Origin of the sequence: Kitasatospora sp. SC0581 (genome assembly GCF_048159585.1) — a bacterium.
GTDB lineage: Bacteria > Actinomycetota > Actinomycetes > Streptomycetales > Streptomycetaceae > Kitasatospora.
Genome location: NZ_JBLRWA010000050.1, coordinates 1 through 26,996 on the forward strand (window position 1 = coordinate 1; position 26,996 = coordinate 26,996).

At 73.2% G+C, this 26,996-nt stretch carries 26 protein-coding genes, 1 tRNA gene and 1 pseudogene; 18 read left to right on the top strand and 10 right to left on the bottom strand.

Features of this window, described 5'->3' with window-relative positions:
• Positions 1-135 (bottom strand): annotated as a pseudogene (locus tag ACLWS4_RS36360) (ABC transporter ATP-binding protein); the annotation flags it as partial.
• Positions 136-423: 288 nt separating this feature from the next.
• On the opposite strand from ACLWS4_RS36360, the gene ACLWS4_RS36365 reads away from it, so the two are divergent.
• The 3 genes from ACLWS4_RS36365 (at position 424) to ACLWS4_RS36375 (ending at position 2,014) form a co-directional block, all read left to right on the top strand.
• Positions 424-505, top strand: a tRNA-Leu gene (locus ACLWS4_RS36365).
• A 139-nt stretch (positions 506-644) separates the two neighbouring features.
• Positions 645-1,529, top strand: coding sequence for a Bax inhibitor-1/YccA family membrane protein (locus tag ACLWS4_RS36370; protein WP_074001301.1), 885 nt, complete (start codon positions 645-647; stop codon positions 1,527-1,529).
• An 86-nt stretch (positions 1,530-1,615) separates the two neighbouring features.
• Positions 1,616-2,014, top strand: coding sequence for a hypothetical protein (locus tag ACLWS4_RS36375; protein ID WP_416876368.1), 399 nt, complete (start codon positions 1,616-1,618; stop codon positions 2,012-2,014).
• 93 nt (positions 2,015-2,107) lie between these two features.
• On the opposite strand, the gene ACLWS4_RS36380 is transcribed toward ACLWS4_RS36375, so the two are convergent.
• The 3 genes from ACLWS4_RS36380 to ACLWS4_RS36390 all read right to left on the bottom strand — a co-directional run bounded on the left by ACLWS4_RS36380 (position 2,108) and on the right by ACLWS4_RS36390 (position 5,703).
• Positions 2,108-3,046, bottom strand: coding sequence for a hypothetical protein (locus ACLWS4_RS36380; RefSeq protein ID WP_049656499.1), 939 nt, complete (start codon positions 3,044-3,046; stop codon positions 2,108-2,110).
• 290 nt (positions 3,047-3,336) lie between these two features.
• Entirely contained in the window at positions 3,337-4,557 is a 1,221-nt protein-coding gene (locus ACLWS4_RS36385) for an acetyl-CoA C-acetyltransferase (protein WP_416876369.1), read from the bottom strand.
• Positions 4,558-4,620: 63 nt separating this feature from the next.
• Positions 4,621-5,703 (bottom strand): SGNH/GDSL hydrolase family protein, encoded by a 1,083-nt coding sequence (locus ACLWS4_RS36390; protein ID WP_416876370.1) that lies wholly within the window; start codon positions 5,701-5,703, stop codon positions 4,621-4,623.
• Between the two features lie 228 nt (positions 5,704-5,931).
• On the opposite strand from ACLWS4_RS36390, the gene ACLWS4_RS36395 reads away from it, so the two are divergent.
• The 5 genes from ACLWS4_RS36395 to ACLWS4_RS36415 all read left to right on the top strand — a co-directional run bounded on the left by ACLWS4_RS36395 (position 5,932) and on the right by ACLWS4_RS36415 (position 11,133).
• On the top strand, positions 5,932-7,332 hold the full coding sequence (locus tag ACLWS4_RS36395; RefSeq protein ID WP_049656493.1) for a cystathionine beta-synthase: 1,401 nt from the start codon (positions 5,932-5,934) through the stop codon (positions 7,330-7,332).
• A gap of 513 nt (positions 7,333-7,845) precedes the next feature.
• Positions 7,846-8,184 (top strand): hypothetical protein, encoded by a 339-nt coding sequence (locus tag ACLWS4_RS36400; protein ID WP_063780291.1) that lies wholly within the window; start codon positions 7,846-7,848, stop codon positions 8,182-8,184.
• Positions 8,185-8,387: 203 nt separating this feature from the next.
• Positions 8,388-9,668: a L,D-transpeptidase gene (locus ACLWS4_RS36405; protein WP_049656491.1), complete on the top strand. Its 1,281-nt coding sequence runs from the start codon at positions 8,388-8,390 to the stop codon at positions 9,666-9,668.
• Between the two features lie 107 nt (positions 9,669-9,775).
• The gene (locus tag ACLWS4_RS36410) at positions 9,776-10,327 is read left to right on the top strand and encodes a SigE family RNA polymerase sigma factor (RefSeq protein WP_074001306.1); all 552 of its coding nucleotides are present in this window, start codon (positions 9,776-9,778) and stop codon (positions 10,325-10,327) included.
• A complete protein-coding gene (locus ACLWS4_RS36415) occupies positions 10,324-11,133 on the top strand; it encodes a hypothetical protein (RefSeq protein WP_416876371.1) in 810 nt (269 codons plus the stop codon). The genes ACLWS4_RS36410 and ACLWS4_RS36415 overlap by 4 nt, the downstream gene beginning before the upstream one ends.
• Positions 11,134-11,179: 46 nt before the next feature.
• Here ACLWS4_RS36415 and ACLWS4_RS36420 read toward each other — a convergent pair whose 3' ends face one another.
• Positions 11,180-11,542 carry a cupin domain-containing protein gene (locus ACLWS4_RS36420; RefSeq protein WP_049654704.1) on the bottom strand — a complete coding sequence of 121 codons (363 nt, stop codon included), beginning with the start codon at positions 11,540-11,542 and terminating at the stop codon, positions 11,180-11,182.
• Positions 11,543-11,711: 169 nt separating this feature from the next.
• Complete coding sequence (gene msrA, locus ACLWS4_RS36425; RefSeq protein WP_049654705.1) at positions 11,712-12,377, bottom strand: peptide-methionine (S)-S-oxide reductase MsrA; 666 nt, start codon at positions 12,375-12,377, stop codon at positions 11,712-11,714.
• Positions 12,378-12,654: 277 nt separating this feature from the next.
• Here msrA and ACLWS4_RS36430 point away from each other — a divergent pair, with 277 nt between their 5' ends.
• Complete coding sequence (locus tag ACLWS4_RS36430) at positions 12,655-13,809, top strand: cystathionine gamma-synthase (protein ID WP_049654707.1); 1,155 nt, start codon at positions 12,655-12,657, stop codon at positions 13,807-13,809.
• 23 nt (positions 13,810-13,832) lie between these two features.
• Here ACLWS4_RS36430 and ACLWS4_RS36435 read toward each other — a convergent pair whose 3' ends face one another.
• Positions 13,833-14,318 (bottom strand): MarR family winged helix-turn-helix transcriptional regulator, encoded by a 486-nt coding sequence (locus ACLWS4_RS36435; protein WP_049654708.1) that lies wholly within the window; start codon positions 14,316-14,318, stop codon positions 13,833-13,835.
• 122 nt (positions 14,319-14,440) lie between these two features.
• On the opposite strand from ACLWS4_RS36435, the gene ilvA reads away from it, so the two are divergent.
• The 3 genes from ilvA (at position 14,441) to ACLWS4_RS36450 (ending at position 17,735) form a co-directional block, all read left to right on the top strand.
• Positions 14,441-15,655 (top strand): threonine ammonia-lyase, encoded by a 1,215-nt coding sequence (gene ilvA / locus ACLWS4_RS36440; protein ID WP_074001308.1) that lies wholly within the window; start codon positions 14,441-14,443, stop codon positions 15,653-15,655.
• Positions 15,656-15,808: 153 nt separating this feature from the next.
• Positions 15,809-16,876 (top strand): ATP-binding cassette domain-containing protein, encoded by a 1,068-nt coding sequence (locus ACLWS4_RS36445; protein ID WP_079271856.1) that lies wholly within the window; start codon positions 15,809-15,811, stop codon positions 16,874-16,876.
• A 1-nt stretch (position 16,877) separates the two neighbouring features.
• The gene (locus ACLWS4_RS36450; protein WP_049654712.1) at positions 16,878-17,735 is read left to right on the top strand and encodes an ABC transporter permease; all 858 of its coding nucleotides are present in this window, start codon (positions 16,878-16,880) and stop codon (positions 17,733-17,735) included.
• Positions 17,736-17,897: 162 nt separating this feature from the next.
• Here ACLWS4_RS36450 and greA read toward each other — a convergent pair whose 3' ends face one another.
• Positions 17,898-18,398 (bottom strand): transcription elongation factor GreA, encoded by a 501-nt coding sequence (greA, locus tag ACLWS4_RS36455; protein WP_049654713.1) that lies wholly within the window; start codon positions 18,396-18,398, stop codon positions 17,898-17,900.
• Positions 18,399-18,804: 406 nt separating this feature from the next.
• Entirely contained in the window at positions 18,805-19,218 is a 414-nt protein-coding gene (locus ACLWS4_RS36460) for a DUF4307 domain-containing protein (RefSeq protein WP_049654714.1), read from the bottom strand.
• A 244-nt stretch (positions 19,219-19,462) separates the two neighbouring features.
• Between ACLWS4_RS36460 and mca the strand changes: the two genes are divergently transcribed.
• The 4 genes from mca (at position 19,463) to ACLWS4_RS36480 (ending at position 23,351) form a co-directional block, all read left to right on the top strand.
• On the top strand, positions 19,463-20,368 hold the full coding sequence (gene mca, locus ACLWS4_RS36465) for a mycothiol conjugate amidase Mca (protein ID WP_049654715.1): 906 nt from the start codon (positions 19,463-19,465) through the stop codon (positions 20,366-20,368).
• Between the two features lie 49 nt (positions 20,369-20,417).
• A complete protein-coding gene (locus ACLWS4_RS36470) occupies positions 20,418-20,609 on the top strand; it encodes a hypothetical protein (protein WP_049654716.1) in 192 nt (63 codons plus the stop codon).
• A 162-nt stretch (positions 20,610-20,771) separates the two neighbouring features.
• Positions 20,772-22,118, top strand: coding sequence for a sensor histidine kinase (locus tag ACLWS4_RS36475; protein WP_416876372.1), 1,347 nt, complete (start codon positions 20,772-20,774; stop codon positions 22,116-22,118).
• A 315-nt stretch (positions 22,119-22,433) separates the two neighbouring features.
• A complete protein-coding gene (locus ACLWS4_RS36480; protein ID WP_380743408.1) occupies positions 22,434-23,351 on the top strand; it encodes an ArsR/SmtB family transcription factor in 918 nt (305 codons plus the stop codon).
• Between the two features lie 41 nt (positions 23,352-23,392).
• Here the strand turns inward: ACLWS4_RS36480 and ACLWS4_RS36485 are convergent, their stop codons facing one another.
• A complete protein-coding gene (locus tag ACLWS4_RS36485; protein WP_049659617.1) occupies positions 23,393-24,040 on the bottom strand; it encodes a response regulator in 648 nt (215 codons plus the stop codon).
• A 214-nt stretch (positions 24,041-24,254) separates the two neighbouring features.
• Between ACLWS4_RS36485 and lanKC the strand changes: the two genes are divergently transcribed.
• Entirely contained in the window at positions 24,255-26,822 is a 2,568-nt protein-coding gene (gene lanKC / locus ACLWS4_RS36490; RefSeq protein WP_416876373.1) for a class III lanthionine synthetase LanKC, read from the top strand.
• A gap of 2 nt (positions 26,823-26,824) precedes the next feature.
• A complete protein-coding gene (locus ACLWS4_RS36495; RefSeq protein WP_220450056.1) occupies positions 26,825-26,914 on the top strand; it encodes a class III lanthipeptide in 90 nt (29 codons plus the stop codon).
• Positions 26,915-26,996: the final 82 nt, after the last annotated feature.

A 26,996-nucleotide genomic window follows, 5' to 3' on the forward strand; every position in this document is an offset into this window, starting at 1 on the left:
GCCCTGGGGGAACACGACGCTGACGTTGTCGAGGGCGACGACGCGGGTCTCCCCCTCCCCGTAGACCTTGTTCAGGCCGGTGGCTCGGGCGGCCGCCAGGCCGGTGCGGACGGCGGTTGCGGTCGACGTGGTCACGGGGACTCCTAGTGCTCGCGGACTTGTACCTCCATGCTCCGCGACGTGATCATGGTTCTGCGTCGCTCCGCCGGACGGTTGGTCCTACCACCGCTGGGCGTAGGGGCGGGCGACCCCCTCCTCCTGCGGTATGACGTGAACCCTGAGGCGGACGGGTGGCCGGAACGGATATCCTTCGTGGCCGAATCCCGGACAGTTCGTCAGATGGCAAGGAAACATGACAACTTCCGGGGCTGGGAACATGCGAAAGGGTGATCCGGGAGACTAGGCTCAGGGGGTCCCACAGACGCCCGGATGGTGGAACGCAGACACGGGCAGCTTAAAACTGCTTGGCCGCGAGGCCGTGCCGGTTCGAGTCCGGCTCCGGGCACCGATCACCCGGCGGGGGCGCGACGGCGTCCCCGCCGGTCGTTGTTCACCGGATCCTCCTCGCGGCGTATCCCGAAATTTTTGCCAAGCCATTACCCTTGTGCATGGGCGGTGCAGTGCCGCCACGGAGGGAATGAGCAATGAGAAGCAGCAACCCGGTCTTCTCGCGGGAGGGGTCCTTCACCCGCGACTCCGGCTACGCGGGGTTCGGTACCGCGCAGGCCGGGACCCAGCACGGCCAGAACCAGTACGGCCAGAACCCCTACGCGGGTACGCCCTACGCCCAGCAGCAGCCGCAGGGCCAGCCCATGACCGACGAGCAGCTCTACGAGCTGTACAACGGGCCCTCGGCGGGCCCGGCGGCCACCGGGCGGATGACGCTGGACGACGTGGTCGCCCGCACCGCCATGACGCTGCTGACGCTGGTCGTCGCCGGCGCGGTGGCCTGGTTCGCGCTGCCGTTCGAGAACTTCGGCTTCGCGATCGCCGCCAGCCTGGTGGCCATGGTCGTCGGCCTGGTGGTCTCCTTCAAGCGCAGCGTCAGCCCGCCGCTGATCCTGACCTACGCGGCCCTCCAGGGCTTCGCGATGGGCGCCGTCTCGCACGCCTTCAACACCATGCTGAACGGCATCGTGATCCAGGCGGTGCTGGGTACGGCGGCGGTCTTCGGGGCGATGCTGTTCGCCTACAAGAGCGGCCGGATCCGGGTCACCGCCCGGTACCAGCGGATCGGCATCGCGATCGCCCTGGGCTTCGTGCTGCTGATGATGGTCAACATGATCGCGATGGCCTTCGGCGCCGACATGGGCCTGCGCTCCGGCCCGCTGGGCATCGTGGTCGGTCTGGTCGGCATCGGCCTGGGCGCCTTCTTCCTGTCGCTGGACTTCGCGGCGATCGAGGAGGCCATCGCCCAGGGCGCCCCGCAGCGGGAGTCCTGGCGGGCCGCCTTCGGGCTGACCCTGTCGCTGGTCTGGATCTACATGGAGATGCTGCGGCTGATCGCGATCCTGCGCGGCGACGACTGACGGTCCCTTCCTTCGTGAACCACTGCCGCCGGGCCCCGGAGCGACTCGCTCCGGGGCCCGGCGGCTTTTCGCCTAGGCTCGCTGCCATGCATGACGTAGAGCCCCACGACGTAGCGCCCCTGGACGTGGACCCCCTGGTCGAAGCCGTCGAGTCCCTGGCGGATCGTTTCCGCTCGCTGCCGCAGAGCAAGCTGCTGGGCGCCGTGCCCGGGTACGGGTCGCGGGCGGCGGCCGCGCTGGAGCTGGCCCGGCGGCTGGTCGCGCTGACGGCGGCGGTGGAGGGCGGCCCGCGGCGGGAGTTCCCGGACGCCGGGGCCTTCGCGGTGGGGGACCAGCTGGCCGTCGCCGGGCACGACCTGGCGGCCGCGCTCGCGGGGCTGCGGGAGGACGCCCCGGTGGGGCTGCCGGAGGGGCCGGTGGCGGCGGCCGAGGTGCTGGCCCGGGTGGTGGCGGCGGCGCGGGAGACGGCGGCGCTCTGCGGCTGAGGCCCGGAGGAGTCCGGACACGCCGAAGGCCGGCCGGGTCGGTAACCCCGTGACCCGGCCGGCCTTCGGCGCGCTGCTGCTGGTGATCCGGTGTCAGATGCTGGCGACCACTCGGTCGGCCAGCACGTAGACGGCCTCCTCGTCGGTGGAGAAGGTCAGCGAGTACGAGCCGGAGAAGCGCGAGCCGCCGAGCAGCCGGACGTGCTCACCGGCGCGGACCGCGTCGATCAGCCGGTAGGCGGCCTCCCGGTCGCCCGGGGCCACGCAGAGGGTGGTGCCGTCGGCGAAGGCGTACACGTCCAGGGTGCCCAGCGGGCCCGGGCGGACGTCGACCAGGGCGACGGCCTCCTCGGCGAGGGCGGCCAGCCGGCTGTCCGTCCACTCCCGGGACGGCGCCTGGCTGGGCACGAAGTCGGGGTGCGAGGGGTGGCGGCGCGGGTCGGGCGCGGCGACCGGGGCCTCCTCGACGGCCTGGTCGGCGTCCAGCAGCCCGGCCTCCAGGCCGGTGGCCAGCAGGTCGGCCTCGCGGCGGGCCCGGGCGTCCTTGGTCTCGCCGGCCGGGTGGCCGGGGCGCAGCGGCACGCCGCCCTCGCCGCCGGGCTCGGCCGGGGCGGAGCCGCCCTCGTTGATCAGGTCCTCCAGCGCGGAGCGCAGCGCCTCGCCGAACTCCGGGTCCATCGTCCCGGCGTTGTCGACGGCGTCCTGCGGGCCGGTGGGGCGGGGGAAGAAGAGCGGCCACTCCTCGGTGCCGGAGAAGGTGCCGGAGAACGGGGAGTCGAACAGCGGCGCGTCCTCGGCCGCGCGGGCCTCCTGCTCGGCCCAGAACGCCCGGGCCTCCGTGATCTCCCGCTCGCGGTCGGCGGCGAGCGCCTCGGTGACGGCCCGGCGTATCGCGGCCTCGTCCACGGGTGCGGGCGCGGACGGGGCCGCGGCCCGTGCGTCCAGCCGGCGGGAGAGCCCGCGGAGGTGGAGCAGCACGGCGGTCGACACGGCGATCAGGATCAGCAGCAGGATGGTGTAGACGGCGCTCACGGAACGTACTCCTAGCGAGGAGCGGAACGGGGTTACGTGTCCACACTGCCGCATGCGGGGCTGTTACCGCAGGGGCGAATGTCCAATTCATCCCGGACTTTCGCTCTTGTCCCCAAATTGTTAGGTAACACCGTTCTACGCAGTGGAGTTGATCCGCTCCGCAGTGTCGATTTCCGGGTCGAAAACGAACGAAATGAGGGCCGGATCGACCTCTCGGTGTGATCCGGCCCTCAATTACGCTGCGTCACTCCAAATGGGTGGTCCAGACCCTTCGGAGGGCGCCCGGAGGGTCAGCTGAGGCGCTCGATCACCATCGCCATGCCCTGGCCGCCGCCGACGCACATGGTCTCCAGGCCGAACTGCTTGTCGTGCCACTGCAGGGAGTTGATCAGCGTGGTGGTGATCCGGGCGCCGGTCATGCCGAAGGGGTGGCCGACCGCGATCGCGCCACCGTTGACGTTCAGCCGGTCCAGGTCGACGCCGAGGTCACGGTAGGAGGGGATCACCTGGGCGGCGAAGGCCTCGTTGATCTCGACCAGGTCGATGTCACCGATGGTCAGGCCGGCCCGCTTGAGCGCCTGCTTGGAGGCCTCGACCGGGCCGTAGCCCATGATCTCGGGGGAGAGCGCGCTGACGCCGGTGGAGACCACCCGGGCGAGCGGGGTGATGCCCAGCTCGCGGGCCTTGGTGTCGGACATGATCACCAGCGCGGCCGCGCCGTCGTTCAGCGGGCAGCAGTTACCCGCGGTCACGGTGCCGTCGGGGCGGAACACCGGCTTCAGGCCGGCCACGCCCTCCAGGGTGACGCCGGCGCGCGGACCGTCGTCCGTGCTGACCACGGTGCCGTCCGGGAGCGTCACCGGGGTGATCTCGCGCTCCCAGAAGCCGGCCTTGATGGCGGCCTCGGCGAGGTTCTGCGAGCGGACGCCGAACTCGTCCTGCTCGGCGCGGGTGATGCCCTTGAGCGCGGCCAGGTTCTCGGCGGTCTGGCCCATCGCGATGTAGGCGTCCGGCACCAGGCCGTCCTCGCGCGGGTCGTGCCAGTCGCCGCCACCTTCTTCGGCGCGCTTCTTCGTACGGGCCTGGGCCTCGTCGAAGACCGGGTTCATGGTGCCCGGCAGGCCGTCCGAGGTGCCGTTGACGCTGCGCGAGACGGTCTCCACGCCGGCCGAGATGAAGACGTCGCCCTCGCCCGCCCTGATCGCGTGCAGCGCCATCCGCGTGGTCTGGAGCGAGGAGGAGCAGTAGCGGGTGATGGTGGCGCCCGGCAGGTAGTCCATGCCCATCTGGACGGCCACGATGCGGGCCAGGTTGTGGCCCTGCTCGCCGCCGGGCAGGCCGCAGCCCAGCATCAGGTCGTCGATGTCGCGCGGGTCGAGCTGCGGGACCTTGGCCAGGGCGGCCTGGATGACGTGGGCGGTCAGGTCGTCCGGGCGGACGTCCTTGAGCGAGCCCTTGAAGGCCCGGCCGATCGGCGAACGGGTGGCGCTGACGATGACGGCTTCGGGCATGGCGGGCTCCTCGCTGGGTGACGGCGGACCTGACGTCCGGGAGGAAAGTTACCGCCTGGTAGATCAGGCGTCACCCGCCGCAGCGTGTGAGCTGGCCGACGTATTCCCGGGGCCCCCGTCGGGGGTCGTACCGGGCTCCTTCCCGCTCTCCGGGCCGGGCAGACCGATCCGCAGCCGGTGCCTCAACTGGGCCCAGCGGCGGCCCGCGCCCTCCGCCGGTACGGCCGCCACCTCAGTGCCCTCCCGACCGGCCGCCGTGGCGGCCGCGACCGCGACCGGCAGCACCGCGCCGCCCGGGACGGCCGTGGCAGGACGCTCCTCCTCCGGCCAGAGCCCGAGCGCGGCGCAGACCGAGGGCAGCACGGCCATCGCGGCGGTCGCGTAGCCCTGGGCGGAGGGGTGGTAGCGGTCGGCGGCGAACATCTCCGGGCGGGCGGCGAACTCCGGGCCCAGCAGCGAGCCCAGCGAGACCGTCCGGCCGCCCGCCTCCACCACCGCGATGGTCTGCGCGGCGGCCAGCTGCCGGCTCAGCCGGCGGGCCACCCAGCGCAGCGGCGGCCGCACCGGCTTGATCGTCCCGAGGTCCGGGCAGGTGCCCACCACCACCTCGCAGCCGTTGGCGCGCAGGGCGGCGACGGCCTCGCCGAGCTGGCGGACGGCCAGCTGGGCCGGGCTGTGCCGGGTCACGTCGTTGGCGCCGACCATGATGACGGCGACGTCCGGGTGGTGCGGCAGGGCCTGCTCCAGCTGGCCGGAGAGGTCGGCGGAGCGGCCGCCGGAGCGGGCCACGTTGACCAGCCGGACCGGGCGCTCGGCCACCGAGGCGAGGCCCGCGGCCAGCAGCGCGCCCGGGGTCTCGCCGGCCCGGGCCACGCCGAGGCCGGCGCCGGTGGAGTCACCGAGGACGGCCAGCACGAGCGGGGCCTGCGGGTCGGCGGCGCGGTCGGCGAAGGCCTCCCCGTAGACGCCGTCCGCCTTGGGCGGGACGGTCTCCAGGACGCCGATGGCCTGGATGGCGAGTCTGCTCTCGGTCACCAGCAGGCCGACGACGCCCACCCCGAGCAGGCCGAGGCCGCCGCCGCCGTACGCCGCCGCGGTGGCGATCCGGCGGGCCACCCGGGCCCGCGAGTCCCGTGCCCCTGGCATCCGGTGCCCCCTTCACGTGCTCTCCTGCCGGCCCCTCCGGGGCCACGGCCATGCCTGCACAGCGCTCTTACCCGTGCGGAGGGCGGGAGTACCGGGGGTGCCGCTGGGGGTGGGCCATTGGGGGAGGGGTGCAGGAGGGGAGCCGCGGGGCGGGTGCCACGCCCTACGCTTTGCAGTACCGAACTCCGCAGTACCGAAATCGCATGCCCACAGACCGGGAGGATCCCCGTGCGGTACCACAACTCGATCATCGACCTCGTCGGCAACACGCCGCTGGTCAAGCTGAACAAGGTCACCGAGGGCATCAGCGCGACAGTGCTGGCCAAGGTCGAGTACTTCAACCCCGGCGGCTCGGTCAAGGACCGCATCGCGATGCGCATGATCGAGGCCGCCGAGGCCTCGGGCGCCCTCAAGCCGGGCGGCACCATCGTCGAGCCGACCTCCGGCAACACCGGTGTCGGCCTGGCGATCGTGGCCCAGCAGAAGGGCTACAAGTGCATCTTCGTCTGTCCTGACAAGGTCTCCACCGACAAGATCAACACCCTGCGCGCGTACGGCGCCGAGGTGGTCGTCTGTCCGACCGCCGTCGCCCCGGAGCACCCGGACTCCTACTACAACGTCTCCGACCGCCTGGTCCGGGAGACCCCGAACGCCTGGAAGCCGGACCAGTACTCCAACCCGGACAACCCGGCCTCGCACTACCACTCCACCGGCCCGGAGCTGTGGGAGCAGACCGACGGGAAGATCACCCACTTCGTGGCGGGCGTCGGCACCGGCGGCACCATCTCCGGCACCGGCAACTACCTGAAGGAGGCCTCCGGCGGCAAGGTCAAGGTGATCGGCGCCGACCCGGAGGGCTCGGTCTACTCGGGCGGCACCGGCCGGCCGTACCTGGTCGAGGGCGTCGGTGAGGACTTCTGGCCGACCGCCTACGACCGCGGTGTCGCGGACGAGATCGTCGCGGTCTCCGACAAGGACTCGTTCCAGATGACCCGCCGCCTGGCCAAGGAGGAGGGCCTGCTGGTCGGCGGCTCCTGCGGCATGGCCGTGGTGGCCGCGCTGGAGGTCGCCAAGAAGCTCGGTCCGGACGACGTCGTCGTGGTGCTGCTGCCGGACGGCGGCCGCGGCTACCTGTCGAAGATCTTCAACGACGACTGGATGGCCGACTACGGCTTCCTGCCCTCGGCCACCGACGAGGCGCACATCGGCGAGGTGCTGGCCCGCAAGGAGTCCCTCGCGCAGGGCGGCGTCCCGCAGTTCGTCCACATGCACCCCAACGAGACGGTCGCCGAGGCGGTCCGGGTGCTGCGCGAGTACGGCGTCTCGCAGATGCCGGTGGTCTCCCCGGGCGCCGGCCACCCGGACATCATGGCCGGCGAGGTGATCGGCTCGGTGGTGGAGAAGCTGCTGCTGGAGGGCATCTTCGCCAAGGACATCGAGCTCACCGACACGCTGGACAAGGTGATGTCCAAGCCGCTGCCGGTGGTCGGCTCGGGCGAGACGGTCACCAACCTGATGACCGTGCTGGAGAAGGCCGACGCGGCCGTCGTGCTGGTGGAGGGCAAGCCGCAGGGCATCGTCACCCGCCAGGACCTGCTGGGCTTCCTGACCGGCCGCGCCCAGCACTGACCCGGCGTCACCACCGCCCCCCGCGGATGGATGCGGAGGATTCGTCCACGGGGGAAGTGGTACACCGGCGTCACCTGTCCGCAGCACGTGGTTAACACGGCTCGGGCATCGTGGTGGTCAACGGCAGGACGCCGAGTGAGGCGACGGCAACCGTCCGGGAGCGGCTCCCCGGCGACCGCGGTCGGCTCCGGACACATCGGGTGGCCCTGACCCGGCCGCTGTGTCCTCCCGCCGCGGGAGGCGCCGTCGTCCCGCCCCTGACCGGCCCCGGCCGGTCGACAGGGTGCGGCGGCTCCCGCGGCAGCACCGCGCCGCACGGCGCGTGTCCCGCGGCTCCCGGGTGGGGGAGCCCAGGCGGGGAACGGTGGGGCCGGTCCTTCTCCGAGGGACCGGCCCCTTCCGTTCGCGCCGTCGCACGTTCCGTTCACGTCGTTCACGCCGGGCGCGCGGGGTGCACTCCGAGCGGCCGCCCGTGCGCCGCGCCGGGCGCGCCCGTCCCGTACGCTCGCACGCATGACCAGCACTGAAACGACCGACCAGGATGCCCCGCGCTACGTCCGGGTGAAGATCGAGCTCATCGCGGAGATCACCGACGAGGGCGCGCTCAAGGCGGCCGCCCTGGAGGCCGTCACCGCCGACGAGTACCTCGACGACGAGGAGCGCGCCCAGTCCGTCGAGGCCATCGAGGTGGACCCGTCGGGTTCGCTCGCCCACTTCATCGACCCCGTCGCGCTGCTCGGCGACGTGCCCGGCGTGGAGCTCGCCTCGGCGACCTGGGAGTCGGCGCAGACCGAGTTCGACCCGGACGACGAGGAGTGGGACGAGTACGCGGTGGAAGGCTCCGCCGAGTAGGGCGGGGGAACCGTCGGGTGACGGTCCTCACCGTCACCGCCCGTGAACGCCCGGTCCGCTCCGCGGGCCGGGCGTTTTGTCCCTGTTCGTCGGGAAGTTGGGTCATCTCATACGATCGCTTACCCTTCGGTGATGGAACCGTGAACGGGCGTATTGCGTTTCTGTATCCGTAATGCCCGGGATGATCAGCAGGGAGACGCGACGTGACGGCACGGGACGGTCAGGGACGGGCGGCCGGAAGCAGCTGGAGCCGACGCGGGGTCCTCGCGGGCCTGATCGGAGCGCCCGTCCTGCTGCTGACCGCCTGCAACGACAACAGCGCCAACAGCGCCAGCGGCGGTAGCGGCGGCTCCGGCGGCGCGAACGGCACCCCGGCCTCCGGCGGTACGGGCAGCAGCGCCCCCAAGACCTCGGCCGCGGTCATCACCGTCACCCCGGCCGACGGCGCCGCCTCCGCGAGCTTCAGCGAGCCGGTCAAGGTCGCCGTCGCCAACGGCACCCTGACCAGCGTCAAGGTCACCGACACCGCCGGCAAGGAGCTGGCCGGCCAGCTCTCCGCCGACGGCACCGGCTGGACCTCGGCCGCCGCCCCCGCCAGCGGCACCAAGTACACCGTCGCCGCCGTCGCCCTCGACAAGGACAAGCTGGAGGCGGACTCCAACGCCGTCTTCACCACGGCGACCCCGGCCAACACCTTCGTCGGCTACTTCACCCCCGAGGACGGCTCGACGGTCGGCGTCGGCATGCCGGTCTCGATCAACTTCAGCAAGCCGGTCACCGACCGCAAGGCCGTCCAGCAGGCGATCACCGTGATAGCCGAGCCGGGCGTCGAGATCGTCGGCCACTGGTTCTCCAGCACCCGCCTCGACTTCCGGCCGCAGGAGTACTGGGCCAAGGGCACCAAGGTCACCCTCAAGCTCCGGCTCAAGGACGTCGAGGGCGCCAAGGGCGTGTACGGCACCCAGTCCAAGGACGTGAGCTTCACCATCGGCCGGGCCCAGACCAGCGTCGCCGACCTCGCCGCCAAGAAGCTCACCGTCACCACCGACGGCCAGGTCAGCGCGGTCTACAAGATCTCCGGCGGCTCGCCCGAGCACATGACCTGGGGCGGCAAGATGGTGATCTCCGAGCAGTACACCCAGACCCGGATGAACTCGCAGACCGTCAACCTGGGCAGCGAGTACGACATCGCGGACGTGCCGCACGCCCAGCGCCTCAGCACCTCGGGCACCTTCATCCACGGCAACTACTGGTCCTCGCCGTCGATCTTCGGCGGCCAGAACACCAGCCACGGCTGCATCGGCCTCCGGGACACCAAGGGCGCCCAGGACAGCGGTACGGACGGCTTCAAGTTCTACAAGTCCTCGATGGTCGGCGACGTGGTCGAGGTCGTGAACTCCGGCGACAAGACGGTCGCCCCGGACAACGGCCTGAACGGCTGGAACATGGGCTGGGCCGCCTGGAAGGCCGGCAGCGCCGTCTGACCCGGCCCCGCACCCCGACCGGCCGGACCCCGGTCGGAAGACCCACCGGTCGGAAAAACTCCCCGGGCGGACCGAACCTCGCGGTCCGCCCGAGGAGTAGGACGGGTGTGAAACGCGAGCAGAGACAGCGGCAGGACGACGAGTTCAGCGAGTTCGTCGCCGGGAGCGGTCGGCAACTGCTGCGGCTGGCCGAGCTGTTGACCGGCGACCCGGACCGGGCCAAGGACATCGTGCAGTCGGCGCTGGAGCGCGCCTACCTGCACTGGCACCGGATCACCGGGGACGACCCCACCGCGTACGTCCGCCGGATCGTGGTCAACCAGCACCGCGACTGGTGGCGCCGACTGCGCAACCACGAGCTGCCCGTCGAGCACACCCCCGACCGGCCGCTCTCCGACGACCTCGCCGAGCGGCAGGCCGAACGCGCCCTGCTGCACCAGGCGCTGGGCACCCTCACCCGCCGGGAGCGGACGGTCGTCGTGCTGCGGTACTACGGGGACCTCAGCGAGGCCGCCGTCGCGGCCGAACTGGGCATCGCCCAGGGCACGGTGAAGAGCACGCTGCACCGGGCCATGTCGAAGCTGCGCGCACTGCCCGAACTCGCCGACCGTTCCGGCGTGCCGGCGAGTCCCACGACGCACATCGAGGTGACGGTATGAGCTTCGAACACCGGCTCGGCGAACTGCTCAAGGACCAGGACCCGTACGCGACCGGGCCGGACCCGGCGCCGATCATCGCCGCCGCCCGACGGCGCCGGGCCAGGCGCAGAGCCGGGACCGCCGCGGCCGCGGTCGCGGTGGCGCTGGTCTGCGGGGCGACGGCGGTGACGGCCGGCAGCGCCCGGCACGTCGGGCAGGTCGCGGGCGAGGCGGGGGCGGCGTTCAGCCCCGTCGCCGTCCCGAGCCCCACGCCCACCGCCACGCCGAGCCCCACGCCCACCGCCACGCCGAGCCCCACGGCCACCGCCACGCCGCTGCCGCTCTCGCCGGTACGGCAGGTCGGCCCGGGGCAGCGCATCGAGATGGCGGCCGGCGCCCGGATGTGGGTCAGCCCGTTCGAGAAGTGCGACAACTACCAGCCGGACGGCTCCGACTCCGGCACGGACTGCCGGGACGTGCGCAGCGACAACCTGGAGCACGACAGACCCGCCCTCTACGCCCAGTCGCACGGCGACCGCGACCGCTTCATCGTCGCGAGCTTCTACCTGGGCCCGGTCGCCCCGGCGAGGATCGTCGCGTTCACGGGGGGCAGGGCGACCGTCGCCACCCTGGTCAGCACCGTCGGAATGCAGCGGTGGATCGGCTACTACGTGGTGCTGCCGCCGCTGCCGGAGGCGGATCCGGCCGCCCACCGGCGTCCGGTGAGCCCGGCGATCGCGGCGTACGACTCCGAGGGCAGGCTCCTGGCGGAGCTGCCGGGCACCACCGCCGACGGCGCCGACGAGCGGGCCCCGCAGCAGCTGTGACCCGGTCCGCCCGCAGGTCCGCCCGCAGGTCTGCTCACAGCTCCGCTCACCGCTTCGCGTAGTCCGCGAAGCCCTGCCAGTCGACGATCACGCAGGGCTCGTCACCGACGGTCCAGGCGTCGTGCCCGGGCGGGCAGAGCATGAAGTCGCCGGGGCCCACTTCGGCCTCCTGGCCGCCGTCCATGACGATCCTCATCCGGCCGGAGAGCACGTACCCGGCGTGGGCGGCCTGGCAGCTCTCGGTCCCGGCGATCGGCTTCACGTGCTTGGACCACTGCCAACCCGGCTCGAACACGGCCCGGCCCACCGGGCCGCCGTCCAGGTTGACCAGCCGCAGTTCCCCCGTGCCCTCCTCGAAGGGGCGGACTTCCTCGGGATCGTCGAAGTTCCGCTGGTAGAGACCGGACATGGCGCACTCCTCTCCCGCGAGGACCGCCCGGCCGCCAGTGGGTGGCCGGGCCGGCCCTGCTGGCCCTTCCAGTCTGCGCCCGGATCGGGGATCGGTCACGTTGGGTGGTCGATCCCGGGGCGGGGCCGGGCGGGCCGGGGCGGTCCGAGGGGCGGCCCGGGGCCGGAGGTCAGTCCCGGGTGCGGGCCACGCCGATCGGGCAGGAGGCGCCGGTACCGCCGAGACCGCAGTAGCCGTTGGGGTTCTTGGCCTCCGACAGGTACTGCTGGTGGTACGGCTCGGCCGGGAAGAACGGGCCGGCCGGGGCGATCTCGGTGGTGACCGGGCCGTAACCGAGCGCGGTCAGCGAGGGCTGGAAGGCGTCCCGGGTGGCCACCGCGGCCTCGGCCTGGGCGGGGGAGTGGGTGTAGACGGCGGAGCGGTACTGGGTGCCCACGTCGTTGCCCTGGCGGTTGCCCTGGGTCGGGTCGTGCGCCTCCCAGAAGGTCTTCAGCAGCCGCTCGTACGGGATCACCGCCGGGTCGTACACCACCCGGACCGCCTCGGTGTGCCCGGTCAGCCCGCTGCACACCTCCTCGTACGTCGGGTTCGGGGTGTGGCCGCCCTGGTAGCCGACCAGCGTCGTCCAGACGCCGGGCAGCCGCCAGAAGGCGCGCTCGGCGCCCCAGAAGCAGCCCAGCCCGAAGTCGGCCACCTCCAGGCCCTCCGGGTACGGGCCGGACAGCGGGTGCCCGAGCACGGTGTGCGGCTCGGTCAGGGTGAAGGCCGGGGTGGGCCGGCCGGGCAGCGCCTGGTCGGCGGGGACCAGCGAGGTCTTGTGGCGGTTGAACAGCACGGCCTGCTCCAGCGGGTCGGGAAACCTGGCGCAGTGTCCAACGCGGACGGCCGCCCCCGGATTCCGGGAGCGGCCGTCCGTTCCGGGCGGGGGCCGGGAAGGCCCGCCGCGCGGTTTTCGCATGGTGAACACGTGTGCGACCGGTGGAGGTCGCGGCGGCCCCGGGGGTTCGGCGCACCGGGGTTCCGGCCCGCCGTGCCCCCGCTCCGACCTGCGGGTTCGTCCCGGTTCCCGGTTCGTGCGGGCTTGGCGGCATTCGCACACTAGGCTCGGACCCATGACCGAGCACCAGCTTCCTCAGGGCTTCGAGACTCTCGCCATCCACGCGGGTCAGGAAGCAGACCCCCAGACCGGGGCTGTCGTCACGCCGATCTACCAGGTGTCCACCTACAAGCAGGACGGGGTGGGCGGCCTGCGGGGCGGCTACGAGTACAGCCGCAGCGCCAACCCGACCCGCACCGCGCTGGAGGAGTGCCTCGCGGCACTGGAGGGCGGCGCCCGCGGCCTCGCCTTCGCCTCCGGCCTGGCCGCCGAGGACACCCTGCTGCGGACCATCCTCAAGCCGGGCGACCACATCGTCATCCCCAACGACGCCTACGGCGGCACCTTCCGGCTGTTCGCCAAGGTGCTGACCCGCTGGGGCGTCGAGTTCTCCGTCGCCAACACCCAGGACCTGGCCACCGTCCGCGAGGCGCTGCGCCCCAACACCCGCGCGGTGTGGGTGGAGACCCCGTCCAACCCGCTGCTGGGCATCACCGACCTCACCGCGCTCGCCGAGATCGCGCACGGCGCCGGCGCGCTGCTGGTGGTCGACAACACCTTCGCCAGCCCGTACCTCCAGCAGCCGATCGCGCTCGGCGCGGACGCGGTCGTGCACTCCACCACCAAGTACATGGGCGGCCACTCGGACGTGGTCGGCGGTGCGCTGGTGCTGGCCGAGGCGGGCCTCGGCGAGGAGGTCGCGTACCACCAGAACGCGATGGGCGCCGTCTCCGGCCCGTTCGACGCCTGGCTGGTGCTGCGCGGCATCAAGACGCTGGGTGTCCGGATGGACCGGCACAGCGCCAACGCGGAGAAGGTCGCCGAGCTGCTGGCGAGCCACCCGAAGGTCAGCCAGGTGCTCTACCCGGGCCTGCCCGAGCACCCGGGCCACGACATCGCGGCCAAGCAGATGAAGGCCTTCGGCGGCATGGTCTCGTTCCGGGTCGCCGGCGGCGAGGAGGCGGCCGTCGAGGTCTGCAACCGCGCGCAGCTGTTCACCCTCGGCGAGTCGCTCGGCGGCGTCGAGTCGCTGATCGAGCACCCGGGCCGGATGACCCACGCCTCGGTGGCCGGTTCGGCGCTGGAGGTGCCGTCCGACCTGGTGCGCGTCTCGGTCGGCATCGAGTCGATCGACGACCTGCTGGCCGACCTCAAGCAGGCGCTGGGCTGAGCCGGTTGGGGGCCTGAGGCCCCTCACTGCCCCTGCTGGTCCGCCGTGTACGACTCCATCGCGAGGTTGAAGCGGGCCAGCAGGGCGCAGAACGCGCGCTGTTCCTCCGGCGGCCAGCCGGCCACCAGGCGGCGGGTCAACTCGGCCCGGCCGTCCCGGACTTCGGTGAGCCGGCCGACGCCGTGCGAGGTCAGCGCGAGCCGTACGGCACGGCGGTCGGCCGGGTCCTGCACCCGGCCGACCAGCCCGGCCGCGACCAGCGGGGCGACCTGGCGGGTCACCGTGGAGGAGTCCACGCCCAGCGCCTCGGCCAGCGCCTTGACGTTGGCCGGCCCGTGCCGCTCCAGCCGGTCGAGCAGCAGGTAGGCGGCCCGGTCCAGCACCCCGACCCCGCCGCCGCCGGAGGTCCGGACCTGTTCCATTCGGCGCGCGAACACCGCGAGCTGGTACTGGAGTTGGGTGTGCACGGGGTCGGTGCGGTCGGTGGCCTGGGGCGAGGTCGTCGTCATCGCGGCTCACGATCGTCGTGCGGTGAGAGAGACTCAGAAGCAGCAGCGTACGCGGGCCAGGCGGGCCCGGGAACAGGCCCGGCATGCCGGATTGCCTCTCCCCGTCCCCGTACCCTGGCGCCATGCACACCTGGCCGATCACCCTCGACGACGTCCGCGGCGCCCAGAAGATGCTCGCCGGGGTCGCCCGGGTGACCCCGATGGAGGGCAGCCGGCACCTCTCCGGGCTGATCGGCGCGCCGGTCCACCTGAAGTGCGAGAACCTCCAGCGCACCGGGTCCTTCAAGCTGCGCGGGGCGTACGTGCGGATCGCGGGACTCTCGCCGGTGCAGCGGGCCGGCGGGGTGGTGGCGGCGAGCGCGGGGAACCACGCCCAGGGGGTGGCGCTGGCGGCCGCGCTGCTGGGCGTGCGCTCCACGGTGTTCATGCCGGTCGCGGCGCCGCTGCCGAAGGTCGCGGCCACCCGGGAGTACGGCGCCGAGGTGCGGCTGCACGGGGCCACCGTGGACGAGGCCCTGCAGGCCGCGCAGCGGTACGCGGAGGCGACCGGCGCGGTGTTCATCCACCCCTTCGACCACTGGGACGTGGTCACCGGCCAGGCGACCGTCGGGCTGGAGATCCTGGAGCAGTGCCCGGAGGTGCGGACCATCCTGGTCGGGGTGGGCGGCGGCGGGCTGCTGGCCGGGATCGCGGCGGCGGTCAAGCCGCTGCGGCCGGACGTGCGGGTGGTCGGGGTGCAGGCGGCCGGCGCCGCCGCGTACCCGCCCTCGCTGGCGGCGGGGCGCCCGGTGTCGCTGGAGCACTTCGCCACCATGGCGGACGGGATCATGGTCGGGCGCCCCGGCGACATCCCGTTCGAGGTGGTCAACACGCTGGCGGACGGCGTCCGGACGGTCTCCGAGGACGCGCTGTCGCGGGCGCTGCTGCTCGGGCTGGAGCGGCTGAAGCTGGTGGTCGAGCCGGCCGGGGCGGCCCCGATCGCGGCGCTGCTGGAGCAGCCGGACTCCTTCGAGGGGCCGGTGGTGGCGGTGCTGTCCGGCGGCAACATCGACCCGCAGCTGATGCAGCGGGTGCTGCGGCACGGGCTGGCGGCGGCCGGGCGCTACCTGTCGCTGCGGGTGCGGCTGGCGGACAAGCCGGGCGCGCTGGCGGACCTGTTGGGCGTGCTGACCAGGGTGGACGCCAACGTGCTGGACGTGGCGCACGTGCGGACCGACCCGCGGCTGGGGCTGACCGAGGTCGAGGTGGACCTGCACCTGGAGACCAAGGGGCCGGAGCACTGCGCGCTGGTGGTCGGGGAGTTGCGGGACGCGGGGTACGTGGTGGTCGCCGGCTGAACTCCCGCCCTTGACGCGATATATCGCGTGCTGGGAGACTCGCGATACATCGCGTTCGAGTCCCACGGGCCGAGAATCGAGTCGCCTGTGTGCCCAAATTCGGGGCAAAGTGGGACAGATCGCCCCATACGTCCGAGGAGATGAGGCAAGGCCATGGCGCCAGCCATCCAAGCCGAGAACCTGGTGAAGACCTTCGGCGACGTACGAGCCCTGGACGGCGTCAGCCTCGACGTCCCCGAGGGAACGGTGCTCGGGCTGCTCGGCCCGAACGGCGCCGGGAAGACCACCACCGTGCGGGTCCTCACCACCCTGCTCCGCCCCGACTCCGGCCGCGCGGTGGTCGCCGGGGTCGACGTGCTCAAGCACCCCAACCAGGTCCGCAGCCTGATCGGCCTGTCCGGCCAGTACGCGGCGGTCGACGAGTACCTGACCGGCTTCGAGAACCTCACCATGGTCGGCGAGCTGTACCAGATGAGCAACCGCGCCGCGAAGGCCCGCGCGCTGGAGCTGCTGGAGTGGTTCAGCCTCACCGAGGCCAAGGACCGCACCGCCAAGACCTACTCCGGCGGCATGCGCCGACGCCTGGACCTCGCCGCCGCGCTGGTCGTCCGCCCGCCGGTGATGTTCCTGGACGAGCCGACCACCGGCCTCGACCCGCGCAACCGGCTCGCGCTCTGGGAGGTCATCGAGACGCTGGTCGAGCAGGGCACCACGCTGCTGCTCACCACCCAGTACCTGGAGGAGGCCGACCGGCTCGCCCACGACATCGCGGTGGTCAACCACGGCCGGGTGATCGCCCGCGGCACCGCCGACCAGCTCAAGGCGCAGATCGGCGGCGAGCGGATCGTGGTCGTGGTGCACGAGCCGGGCCTGGTCGGCGACGCGGTCGCCGCGCTGTCCCGCTACGCGCTGAGCGAGCCGACGGTGGAGAAGAACACCCGCCGGATCACCGTGCCGGTCAGCGGCGGCGCCCGGGTGCTCGCCGACGCGATCCGCGAACTCGACTCCCGCGGGATCGAGATGGACGACATCGGGCTGCGCCGCCCGACCCTGGACGACGTCTTCCTCACCCTCACCGGCCACGTCGCCGAGGAGCGGCCCGAGGAGGAGGACGGCGCCGACGCCAAGGCGCGCGGCCGGGGCAGGGGGAAGGGCGGCCCGGACGGCCCGGGCGGCCCGGGGCCGGACAAGCGGGCCGTCGCGGCCGGGAAGGAGAGCTGAGATGACCACCGCCACCGAGCACGCCATCGGACCGGCGATACCCAGGCAGCGCCGGGGGATCGCCGCCTCCCTGCACGACTCCTGGGTGGTCGCCAAGCGCAACCTGCGCCGGATGACCCGCATCCCGGAGATCGTGGTCTTCGGGCTGATGCAGCCGGTCATGTTCGTGCTGCTGTTCTCGTACGTGATGGGCGGGGCGATCAAGATCCCCGGCACCGACTCCAGCTCGGACACGTACATCCAGTACCTGATGGCCGGAATCTTCGCCCAGACCGTCACCTTCGCCGTCGCCGGCGCCTCGGCGGGCATCGCGGAGGACATGAGCAAGGGGCTGGTGGACCGGTTCCGCTCGCTGCCGATGGCCCGCTCCGCGGTGCTCGTCGGCCGCACCCTCGCGGACCTGTGCCAGACCGCGTTCACCCTGGTCGTGCTGGCGGTGGTCGCACTGCTGGTCGGCTGGCGGATCCACGAGGGCGTGCTCAAGGCGCTCGGCGCCTTCGGCCTGCTGCTCCTGCTCGGCTACGCCTTCTCCTGGATCGGCGCGCTGATCGGCCTGTCGGTGCGCAGCCCCGAGGCGGCCACCTCGGCCGGGCTGATCTGGCTGTTCCCGCTGACCTTCGTCTCCAACGCCTTCGTGCCGGTCACCTCGATGCCGGGCTGGCTCCAGGGGATCGCGTACTGGAACCCGTTCAGCGCCACCGTGCAGGCCTGCCGGGTGCTGTTCGGCAACCAGGTCGGGCCGGTGGACAGCGCCTGGCCGATGCAGCACGCGGCGCTGGTGTCGGTGCTGTGGTCGATCGTGATCACCGCGGTGTTCTCCTGGCTGGCGGTGCGCAAGTACCGCTCCTCCACCGCCTGACCGGGCCCCGGGGCTGACCGGGCCCCTGGGTTGATCGGATCCCGGAGCTGATCGGGTCTTCGGGCTGATCGGGTCCCGTGCCCGGCCCCGCCCGGAACGCCGGAGGGCGGCCGCGGAAGTCCCTGACTCCCGCGGCCGCCCCCGTGTCGTGGCGCGGCCGGATCAGCCGGCGTGCGGCACGACCTTGACGATCTTCACCATGGCCGGCTTGCCGTTCGGCAGCTCGTAGGTGGCCTCGTCACCGATCCGCTTGCCGTCGATCGCGCGGCCCAGCGGGGACTGCGGCGAGTAGACGTCCAGCTCGTCCGAGCCCGCGACCTCGCGGGAGGCGAGCAGGAACTCCATGAGGTCGTCCTCGTCGCCGTCGAAGGCGACCGTGACGACCATGCCCGGGGCCACCATGCCCGAGTCGGCCGGCGCCTCGCCGACCTTGGCGCGCTCCAGCAGCTGGGTGAGCTGACGGATCCGCAGCTCGTACTTGCCCTGCTCCTCCTTCGCCGCGTGGTAGCCGGCGTTCTCCTTGAGGTCCCCCTCCTCGCGCGCCGCCTCGATCTTCTGGGCGATCTCGATGCGCCAGGGCCCGGTCAGGTGGTCCAGCTCGGCCTTGAGCTGGTCGTAGCCGGCCTGAGTGAGCCAGGTCACGTTCTCACTGGTCTGGGTCACGGGTGCTCCTCGTAGGTGCTGGGGCTGTGCTGAGGGTGTGAGTCGTCAGCAGGGGTCGGTGGTGATATCGGTCTCAACTACAAAGCAACGCCCGCTCCCGTACCATCCGGTGCGGAAGGGGCGAAACCACGAGCCTAACAAGTCCTGCTGACAAGCGGGAGGGGCGTTTGCGCGCCATTGACGGCGGCGTTACGCCGAGGTGTACAGCAACCGGGTGCGGGACCCTCTACGGATGCCCGTTCTCCGGATCGAATATGCGCGCCGCCCCGGTCGGGGTGCGCTGTCCGGCCCGGGCGCGCCGCCCGCCCGGGGCGCGTTGCGCGGTGCGGGTGCGCTGTTCGATCGGGCTGCGCCACCCGGCGCGAGTGCGCTACTCGGCGGGAGTGCGCTGCTCGGCGGGGGCGCGCTACTTGGCGGGGGTGCAGCCCAGCAGCTCGGCGGTGGTGCCGCGCGAGGTGGTGCGCAGGGTGACCACCGCGTCGTAGCTGGAGCCGGCCGCCGGGACGGGGAAGTCGGCCACCCCGACCACCCCGTGGTCGTCGCCCTGCGAGCGGACCGTGCAGCTGCCGGCCTGCCCGCTGCTCTTGCGCACGGTGAGGTGCAGCTGGACCTCGGAGTCGGAGAGCACCTCGAAGGTCGGCACCGAGCCGTTGATCTTCGACTCGCGCAGCATGTAGGAGCCGCCCAGCCAGGCGATCAGGCCCAGGCCCAGCACGCCGCAGACCGCGCCGATCACCTTCAGGCGGCGGTCCGAGTCGCGGTCGCCGCCACGGCCGTAGCGCCCCTCGGGCGGTGCGGTGGCGGTGGTGTCTGCACTCATCGGACTCCGTCCTCTCCTGGGGGAGGGGCCGCCCGGGGTGGTGCGGGGGAATGCGACGCTCCTCCAGTCCGTCACTATAGGAGGGGCACGCCCGCGGCCGGTCCGGCGGGGGCAGGGCTCGGCCGCGCCGGCGACGATCCGCGGCCCGGCCCCGCGGCGACGCGGTCCCGGAGTGAGCGGTTCGTACGGTGGGCAGACCCGGACTTCGCGGAACGCCCGACAAGTGTGGAAGGAACGCAAGGCGTTGACTGAGCAGTTGCGACTGATGGCGGTGCACGCCCACCCGGACGACGAGTCCAGCAAGGGCGCGGCCACCATGGCCATGTACGTCGAGCAGGGCGTGGACGTGCTGGTGGCCACCTGCACGGGGGGCGAGCGCGGGTCGGTCCTCAACCCCAAGCTCCAGGGGGACCCGTACATCGAGGAGAACATCCACGAGGTGCGCCGCAAGGAGATGGACGAGGCGCGGGCGATCCTCGGCGTCGACCAGGCCTGGCTGGGCTTCGTCGACTCCGGGCTGCCCGAGGGGGACCCGCTGCCCCCGCTGCCCGAGGGCTGCTTCGCCCTCCAGGACGTCGAGGCGGCGGCGGAGCCGCTGGTCCGGCTGATCCGCGAGTTCAAGCCGCAGGTCATCACGACCTACGACGAGAACGGCGGCTACCCGCACCCGGACCACATCATGACCCACAAGATCACCATGCTGGCCTTCGACGCCGCGGGTGACCCGGACGCCTACCCGGAGGCCGGCGAGCCCTGGCAGCCGCTGAAGCTGTACTACAACCACGGCTTCCCGATGGGCCGCATCCGGGCCCTGCACGAGTACCTCACCGAGCACGGCCACGAGTCGCCGTACGGCGAGTGGATCGAGGGCTGGGAGAAGAGCGGCCGCAAGGAGCGCGAGATCACCACCCGGGTCCGCTGCGGCGACTGGTTCGAGACCCGCGACCGCGCGCTGATCGCCCACGCGACCCAGATCGACCCGGACGGCCCGTGGTTCCGCGTCCCGCTGGAGGTCCAGCGCGAGGTCTGGCCCACCGAGGACTACGAGCTCGCCCGTACCCTGGTCGACGTCGACCTGCCGGAGGACGACCTGTTCGCCGGCCTGCGCACCCCCACGCTGGCGGCCGAGGCCGCCGACACGCGCGACTGAACCACCCCCCGATGGCCCGGCTCCCCGTGAGCCGGGCCACCATAGAGATATGAGCGCCTCCGTGAACCTCGTCAATCTCGCCGCTGACCTCGCCGTCGACGACGCCAAGGTCACCCCCGGCCTCCTCGGCTTCGTCGTCTTCGCCGCCCTCGGCGTCGCGACCTGGTTCCTGGCCAAGTCGATGAACCGGCAGTTCAAGAAGGTCGACTTCGTCGAGGAGCCGGAGGGCCCGAAGGAGTGAGCCGTCGGCCGGTCCCCCGTGGGGGCCGGCCTTCTCCGGAACCGGCTGGGGCCCGTCTGCGGTGAAAGCCGTCCGCGGGCCCGCCTTCGGTGAAGCGTCCGCGGAGCCCGTCTTCGGTGAAGCCGTCCTGGCGGGCCGTCAGGCTTCGTAGGATCCCGAACCATGACGTGGTCGTGGCACACCGTGGTGCGCAGGGCGGGGTACGGAACGGCGGCGGCGGGGGTGCTGGCGGCCGCGCTGGCCGGGTCGGGGGACCCGGGGCCGCTGATCGTCGGCTCCGGCGCGGTGGCGGTGGTGGCCGGGCTGTTCCCGGTGCTCTGGGCCCCGGGGCGGGTCGGCGCGGTGGGCCCCTCGGTGCTGGCCGCCTGCGCGGTGTCGCTGCTGGTGACGGCCGGCTACCGGGGGCCGGCGTCCGGCGGCATCGAGTTGTGGTGGCTGCTGGAGGCCGTCGCGCTGCTCGCGCCGGTCGTCCCCGCGGTGCGCAGGCTGTCCCCGGCCGCCGCCTTCGGCCACGGCACGCTGCTGGTGGCGGCGGTGGCGCTGCTGCCGCTGCGGATCGCCCTCTGGGCCGAGCCGCCGGCCCCGCCCGTGGTGACCGTCAAACTCTGCCTGGGCTCGGCCCTGCTGGCCTGCGTGGTGGTCGGGGTCGGCCGCTACCTGCGCTCGATGGACACCCGCGCGCGGGCGGCGGTGGTGGCCGAGCGGCGGGCGCAGCGCCTGGACCTGGCCCGAGACCTGCACGACTTCGCCGCGCACGACGTCACCGGGGTGGTGGTGCTGGCCCAGGCCGCGCAGGTGCTGGCCCAGAAGGACCCGGGGCGGGTGGTCGAGCTGCTGGCGGGGATCGAGGCGGCCGGCCGGCAGGCACTGGTCACCATGGACCGGACCGTCCAGGTCTTCACGGCGGACGACGCCGATCCGGAGCCGCGCGGGTCCGGGGCGGTCGCGACGGCCGACCGGGGCGCGGGGCGGGCGGCGGCGGGGGGAGCCGGTGCGCGCAGTCTGCGCCGTGACCTGAGCGAACTGCCCGCGCTGGCCGAGCGGTTCACCCGCAGCGGCTCCGCGCGGGTGCGGCTGGAGGCCCCCGCGGAGGCCGAACTGGCGGCGGTGCCGGCGGCGATCAGCGGGCTCGGCTACCGGCTGGTGGTGGAGGCGCTGACGAACGTCCGACGGCACGCGCCCGGGGCCCGGGAGGTGGCGATCGAGGTCGGCCCGGACCGGTGCGGCGGGCGGCCGGCGTTGCGCGTCACGGTCACCGACGACGGGGCGCCGGACGGGGCCGGGGGCTCCGGCGGTGCGGACGGCGGCGTGGGTGGCACGGGCGGCGCGGGCGGTGTCGGCGCCGGGCTCGGCGGGGCCGAGCGGGAGGGCGGCGGCTTCGGCCTCGCGGGCCTGCGGGAGCGGGTGGAGGCGGCCGGCGGCGAGCTGACGGTCGGGCCGGGGCCGGAGGGCGGCTGGCGGGTCGACGCGGTGCTGCCGACGGAGGGTGTGGCGGGCCTCGGGGGCTGACCGGGCGGGGTGGTTCCGTCGGGGCCGTTCGGAGGGCTGATTCGAGCCCGCTGACGGGTCCATCCAGGCCATTCGGCACATCCGGAGGCGCCGATTTCGGCGTTCTCGACGATCAAATGGGCCGATCGGCCGATGGCGACGCGCCTCGCGGGCGGGCAAGGATGTCGGTGCGGCGATCAGGGTGCGGGGTTCCCCTGGGCCGTCCCGATGCATGAACCCCGATCGGGGGATCAGTCTGTGATTCGCATTGCGATGTCCGCCGAGGATCTGGCTCGTGTACGAATTGCTGGAAATGTCGACCAGGAGATGGAGGCGGTGCTGGCACTGGAGGCGTGGCGGAGCGGCGGGGAATTCTTCCGCCCCTGGCAGCGGGCCGTCCGCGGGCAATTGGCGCGGCAGCCGGTGCTGGCCGAGCGGCTGCGGCGCCTTTCGGGAGCCAACGGTGGTTTCCGGGACGTACTGCGGGTGTGGGCGAATGGCCGGATCGTGTCGTCCGGTCGCGGCGCCGAATCGGTGGTCCAGCGGGCCGACGTCGCGGCGGCGGTCCGCGAGTTCCACCGGGTGGCGCTGCAGCCCTGCTGGGCGGACGTCCGGTCCCGGCTGGAGGCGGAGCGGGACGCCCGCCGCCAGATCGCCGGCCGCGGCGGGGTGGACGCGCTGCTCGGCACGCTGCACCCGCGGATCCGCTGGACCGCCCCGGTGCTGGAGATCCCCGCCGAGCGGGACGTCGAACTCACCCTCGACGGGCGGGGGTTGCGGCTGGCCCCGTCGCTCTTCCTGCAGGGCGCCGGGGTGGTGCTCCGGCCCCGGCACGGGGAGCCCGAGGAGGCTCCGACGCTGCTCTTCGCGATGCGTCCCGACCGGATCGGCCTCCCCGTGCCCGTGGGGGCGCGGGAGGCGGCGGAGAGCGCGGGCCGGGGCGGGGAGGAGTCGCTGGCCGCCCTGGTCGGCCGGACCAGGGCCGCGGCCCTGCAGGCCCTGCTGGACGGCTGTACCACCGGCGAGTTGGCGGGGCGGCTCGGAGTGACGGCCTCGGCGGTCAGCCAGCACACCGCCGTGCTGAGGGCGTCCGGGCTGATCGACACCCGGCGCTGCGGCAACGGCGTGCTGCACACCGTCACCCCGCTGGGTCGGGCACTGCTGCGCGGCGAGGCCCCGTCGGGCGGGGAGGGGCGGCCCCTCGGCGGCGCGGCCCCGCGGTGGATCGGGGACCGTCGGCGGGCGCTGCGGTGAGCGGCCGGTGCGGCCGGCGGCGGCCGAGCGGGCGGGCCCGCTCAGCCGCGCTCGGTCAGGCCCGACTCCCAGGCCCAGGTGGCGATGCCCACCCGGTTGCGAGCCTTCAACTTGCGCTGGAGGTTGGCCAGGTGGGTCTTGACGGTGCTCAGCGAGATGAACAGCTCGGCGCCGATGTCGGAGTTGGTCAGCCCCTCGGCGACCAGGACGGCGATCTCCTCCTCGCGGCTGGTCAGCGGCTCGACGGGGGAGCGGTCGACCCGGCGCGGGCCGGTGAAGCGGTGCAGCAGGCGGGTGGTGATCTGCGGGCTGATCAGCGAGTCGCCGACCACCGCCGAGCGGATCGCCTCGGCGAGCAGCGCGGGCCCCGAGTGCTTGAGCAGGAAGCCGCAGGCGCCGTTGCGCAGCGCGGTGTGCACGTACTCGTCGAGGTCGAAGGTGGTCACCACCACGACCTTCACCTCCGGGGTGATGCCGGCCAGCCGACGGGTGACCTCCAGCCCGTCCAGCTCCGGCATCCGGATGTCGACCAGCAGGACGTCCGGCCGCAGGGTGCGGACGGCCTCCAGGGCCTCCAGGCCGTCCGCGGCCTCGGCCACGACCTCCATGTCGGGCTGGGCCGCCAGGATGTGCCGGAACCCCTGGCGGACGCTCGCCTGGTCGTCGGCGATCACGACACGCGTCTTCATGGCGTCATGATCGCACGGGCTTTCGGCGCCCCCGAAGTGAAGGCCGGGATTCCGCCTGGTATGCGCCGGATTCAGTTTCCGCTTAACACCGTTGTCACATGACGGGGAATCCGGGAAGGATGGTTCCTGTCGGAACGGGGAGTCGGAGCTTCGAAGGTTCCGGCGGAAACCGGAATTCGGTTCAGCGGATATTCGAAAGGGGGCGGACGGCGAAGTGGACGCGAAATACGAGTCGTATGCGATAGCCGACCCGGTGTGGTACGACGCCCTGGAGCGGTGTGACGACCGGGCCTCCCGGTTCACACCGGGCGGGGGCGCGCTGCCCGAGGGCTGGCGCGGCCGCACCCAGGGTGTGTGGGAGGTGCTGGCGCCTTCCGGCGCCCCGCAGCTGCCGGAACAGGGCTGGAAGGTCCACGTCAGCGCCACGCCCGAATCCGCCGAGGAGACGATCGAGACGGCCTGGCGGGTCTGCCGCCGGCTCGGGCTGCCCTGGAAGTACCTGCGCAGCCGGCTGGTGGTCGCGGTGACGAACGCCAAGTACGCCGACCGGTCCGCCAGCGGCAAGGTCGTCACCGTCTACCCGAGGACGGCCGAGGAACTGGAGACCGTCCTCGCCGAGCTGGAGGAGGCGCTGGGCGGCCGCCCCGGCCCGTACGTCCTGTCCGACCTGCGGTGGAACCAGGGCCCGGTGTCGGTGCGCTACGGGGGCTTCGCCCTGATGTGGTGCGAGCTGCCGGACGGCACCAGGGTGCCCGCGGTGAAGGACCCGGACGGCCGGCTGATGCCGGACGCCCGGCGCCCGCGCTTCACCGTCCCGGAGTGGGCCTCCACCCCGGACTTCCTGGCCGCGCGGATCGCCGCGGCCGCCGACGACGCGGGAGCCGGCCTCGGCCGCTACCGGGTGGTCAAGGCGCTGCACTTCTCCAACGCCGGCGGGGTCTACCTCGCCGAGGACGAGGGCGGCCGACAGGTCGTCATCAAGGAGGCCCGCCCGCACGCCGGGCTGGACGCCTCGGAGACGGACGCGGTGGCCCGGCTGCTGGTCGAGCGGGACGCCCTGGAGCGGCTCGGCCACCTGCCGTTCGTGCCGGAGCTGTACGAGTACTTCACCAGCTGGGAGCACCACTACCTGGTGATGGAGTACATCCCCGGCGAGTCCTTCAGCGCCTGGCTGGGCCGGGAGTACCCGCTCACCCGGCACCGGCCGGACGCCCGGGCGCTGGCCGACTTCGCGGGGCTCGCGGTCACCCGGCTCGCGCTGGTCGAGGAGTGCGTCGCGGCGCTGCACCGGGAGGGGGTGGCCTTCGGGGACCTCCACCACCGCAACATCATGATCCGCCCGGACGGCACCGTCGCCCTGATCGACTTCGAACTCTCGACGCCGCTGGACACCCCGCGCCGGCGCACCCTCGGGGCACCCGGCTTCACCGACCCGGAGATCACCGACGCCCGCGAGGCCGACCTGTTCGCGCTCGGCTGCTGCCAGCTCGCCGCCTTCGTCGCGCTGACCACGCTCACCAGGCGCAACCCGGCCGTCGTCGGCGGGCTGCTGGACCTCGTCGCGGAGTGCTTCCCGACGGTGCCCGCCGGCTTCGCCGAACGGATGACGGGGCGGCTCGCCCTCTCCCCGGCACTGCGCCCCCACCTCGGGGCCCGGCCCGCGGCCGGTGCCCGGGCGGAGCTCACCGCCGCGGCCCTGCTGCGAGGCATCGACGCGGCGGCGACCCCGGAGCGGGAGGACCGCCTCCACCCCGGCGACGTGGCCGGGCTGCGCCCCGGCGGCGCGCTCGGGCTGGCGTACGGTTCCTCCGGCGTGCTCCTCGCCCGGCACCTGGCCGGGGCCGCACCGGGCGGGGAACAGCTGGACTGGCTCGCCGCCGCCGTGCGGCGCGCCCCCGCGGACACGCCCGTCGGGCTGTACGACGGGCTGGCCGGAGCCGGCTGGCTGTTCCACCGGCTCGGGCATCCGGACGCCGCGAACGTGGTGGACCGGCTGCTGGCCGGCCCGCCGCCCTCCTCGCTCGGCCTGTACGGCGGCCTGACGGGCGTCGCCCAGCTGCTGCTGGAGGCCGGAGCGACGGACGAGGCGCTCGCCCTGGCCGCCAAGGCCGCCGGGCGGATCGGCGAGGCCGGGCTGCTGGACCGCCCGGGTCTGCTGCGCGGCTGGTCCGGACCGGCGGTGCTGTTCGCCCGCTGCGCCCGCCTCACCGGCGACACGGCCTGGGCCGAGGCCGCCGAACGCGCCGTCCGCTGCGACCTGCGGCACGGCCGGCTGGTCGACGACATGCTGCAGACGTACAGCTCGGGCCGGCTGCTGCCGTACCTGGCGGAGGGCTCGGCCGGAGTGGCGCTCGCCGTCCTGGCCCTGCCCGCCGCGCAGGCCGAAGCCCTCGACGCCGAGCGGGTGCTGGAGGCCGCGGCCCGGGCCGGCGCGGTCCGCGTGGTCGTCCAGGGCGGGCTGTTCAACGGCCGCGCCGGGCTCGCCTACACCCTGTTCCAGGTCGCCGCCCGCCTGCCGCGCTGGCGGGCCGAGGCGGAGGAGCAACTCCGGCTGGTGGAGCTCCACCTGGCCCCCCATCAGGACGGCAGCGTCCTGCACGGGGACCAGCTGATCCGGCTCTCCACCGACCTGGCCACCGGCTCCGCCGGCGCCCTGCTGGCGCTGGCCGCCGCCAAGAGCCCCGGGCAGTGCCTGCTCCCCGGCGCCCACCCCGTCCACGGGTGGACGCCGGAGCGGGCCGAGCCCGGTATCCCGTCCCGGCGAGACGACGAGGGGAGGTGACTGTGATGGCCAACATCCTGGCGCTTCAGGAGCTCGACGAGGAGATCGTCGTCGACGCCCCGTTCAGCTCGGTCAGTGCGTTCAGCTGCTGATGTCCGTGGCCCGGTGCCGCGTTCCGGCGAGGCGGTGAGGAGGAGGTGATTGTGATGGCCGACATTCTGGCGCTTCAGGAGC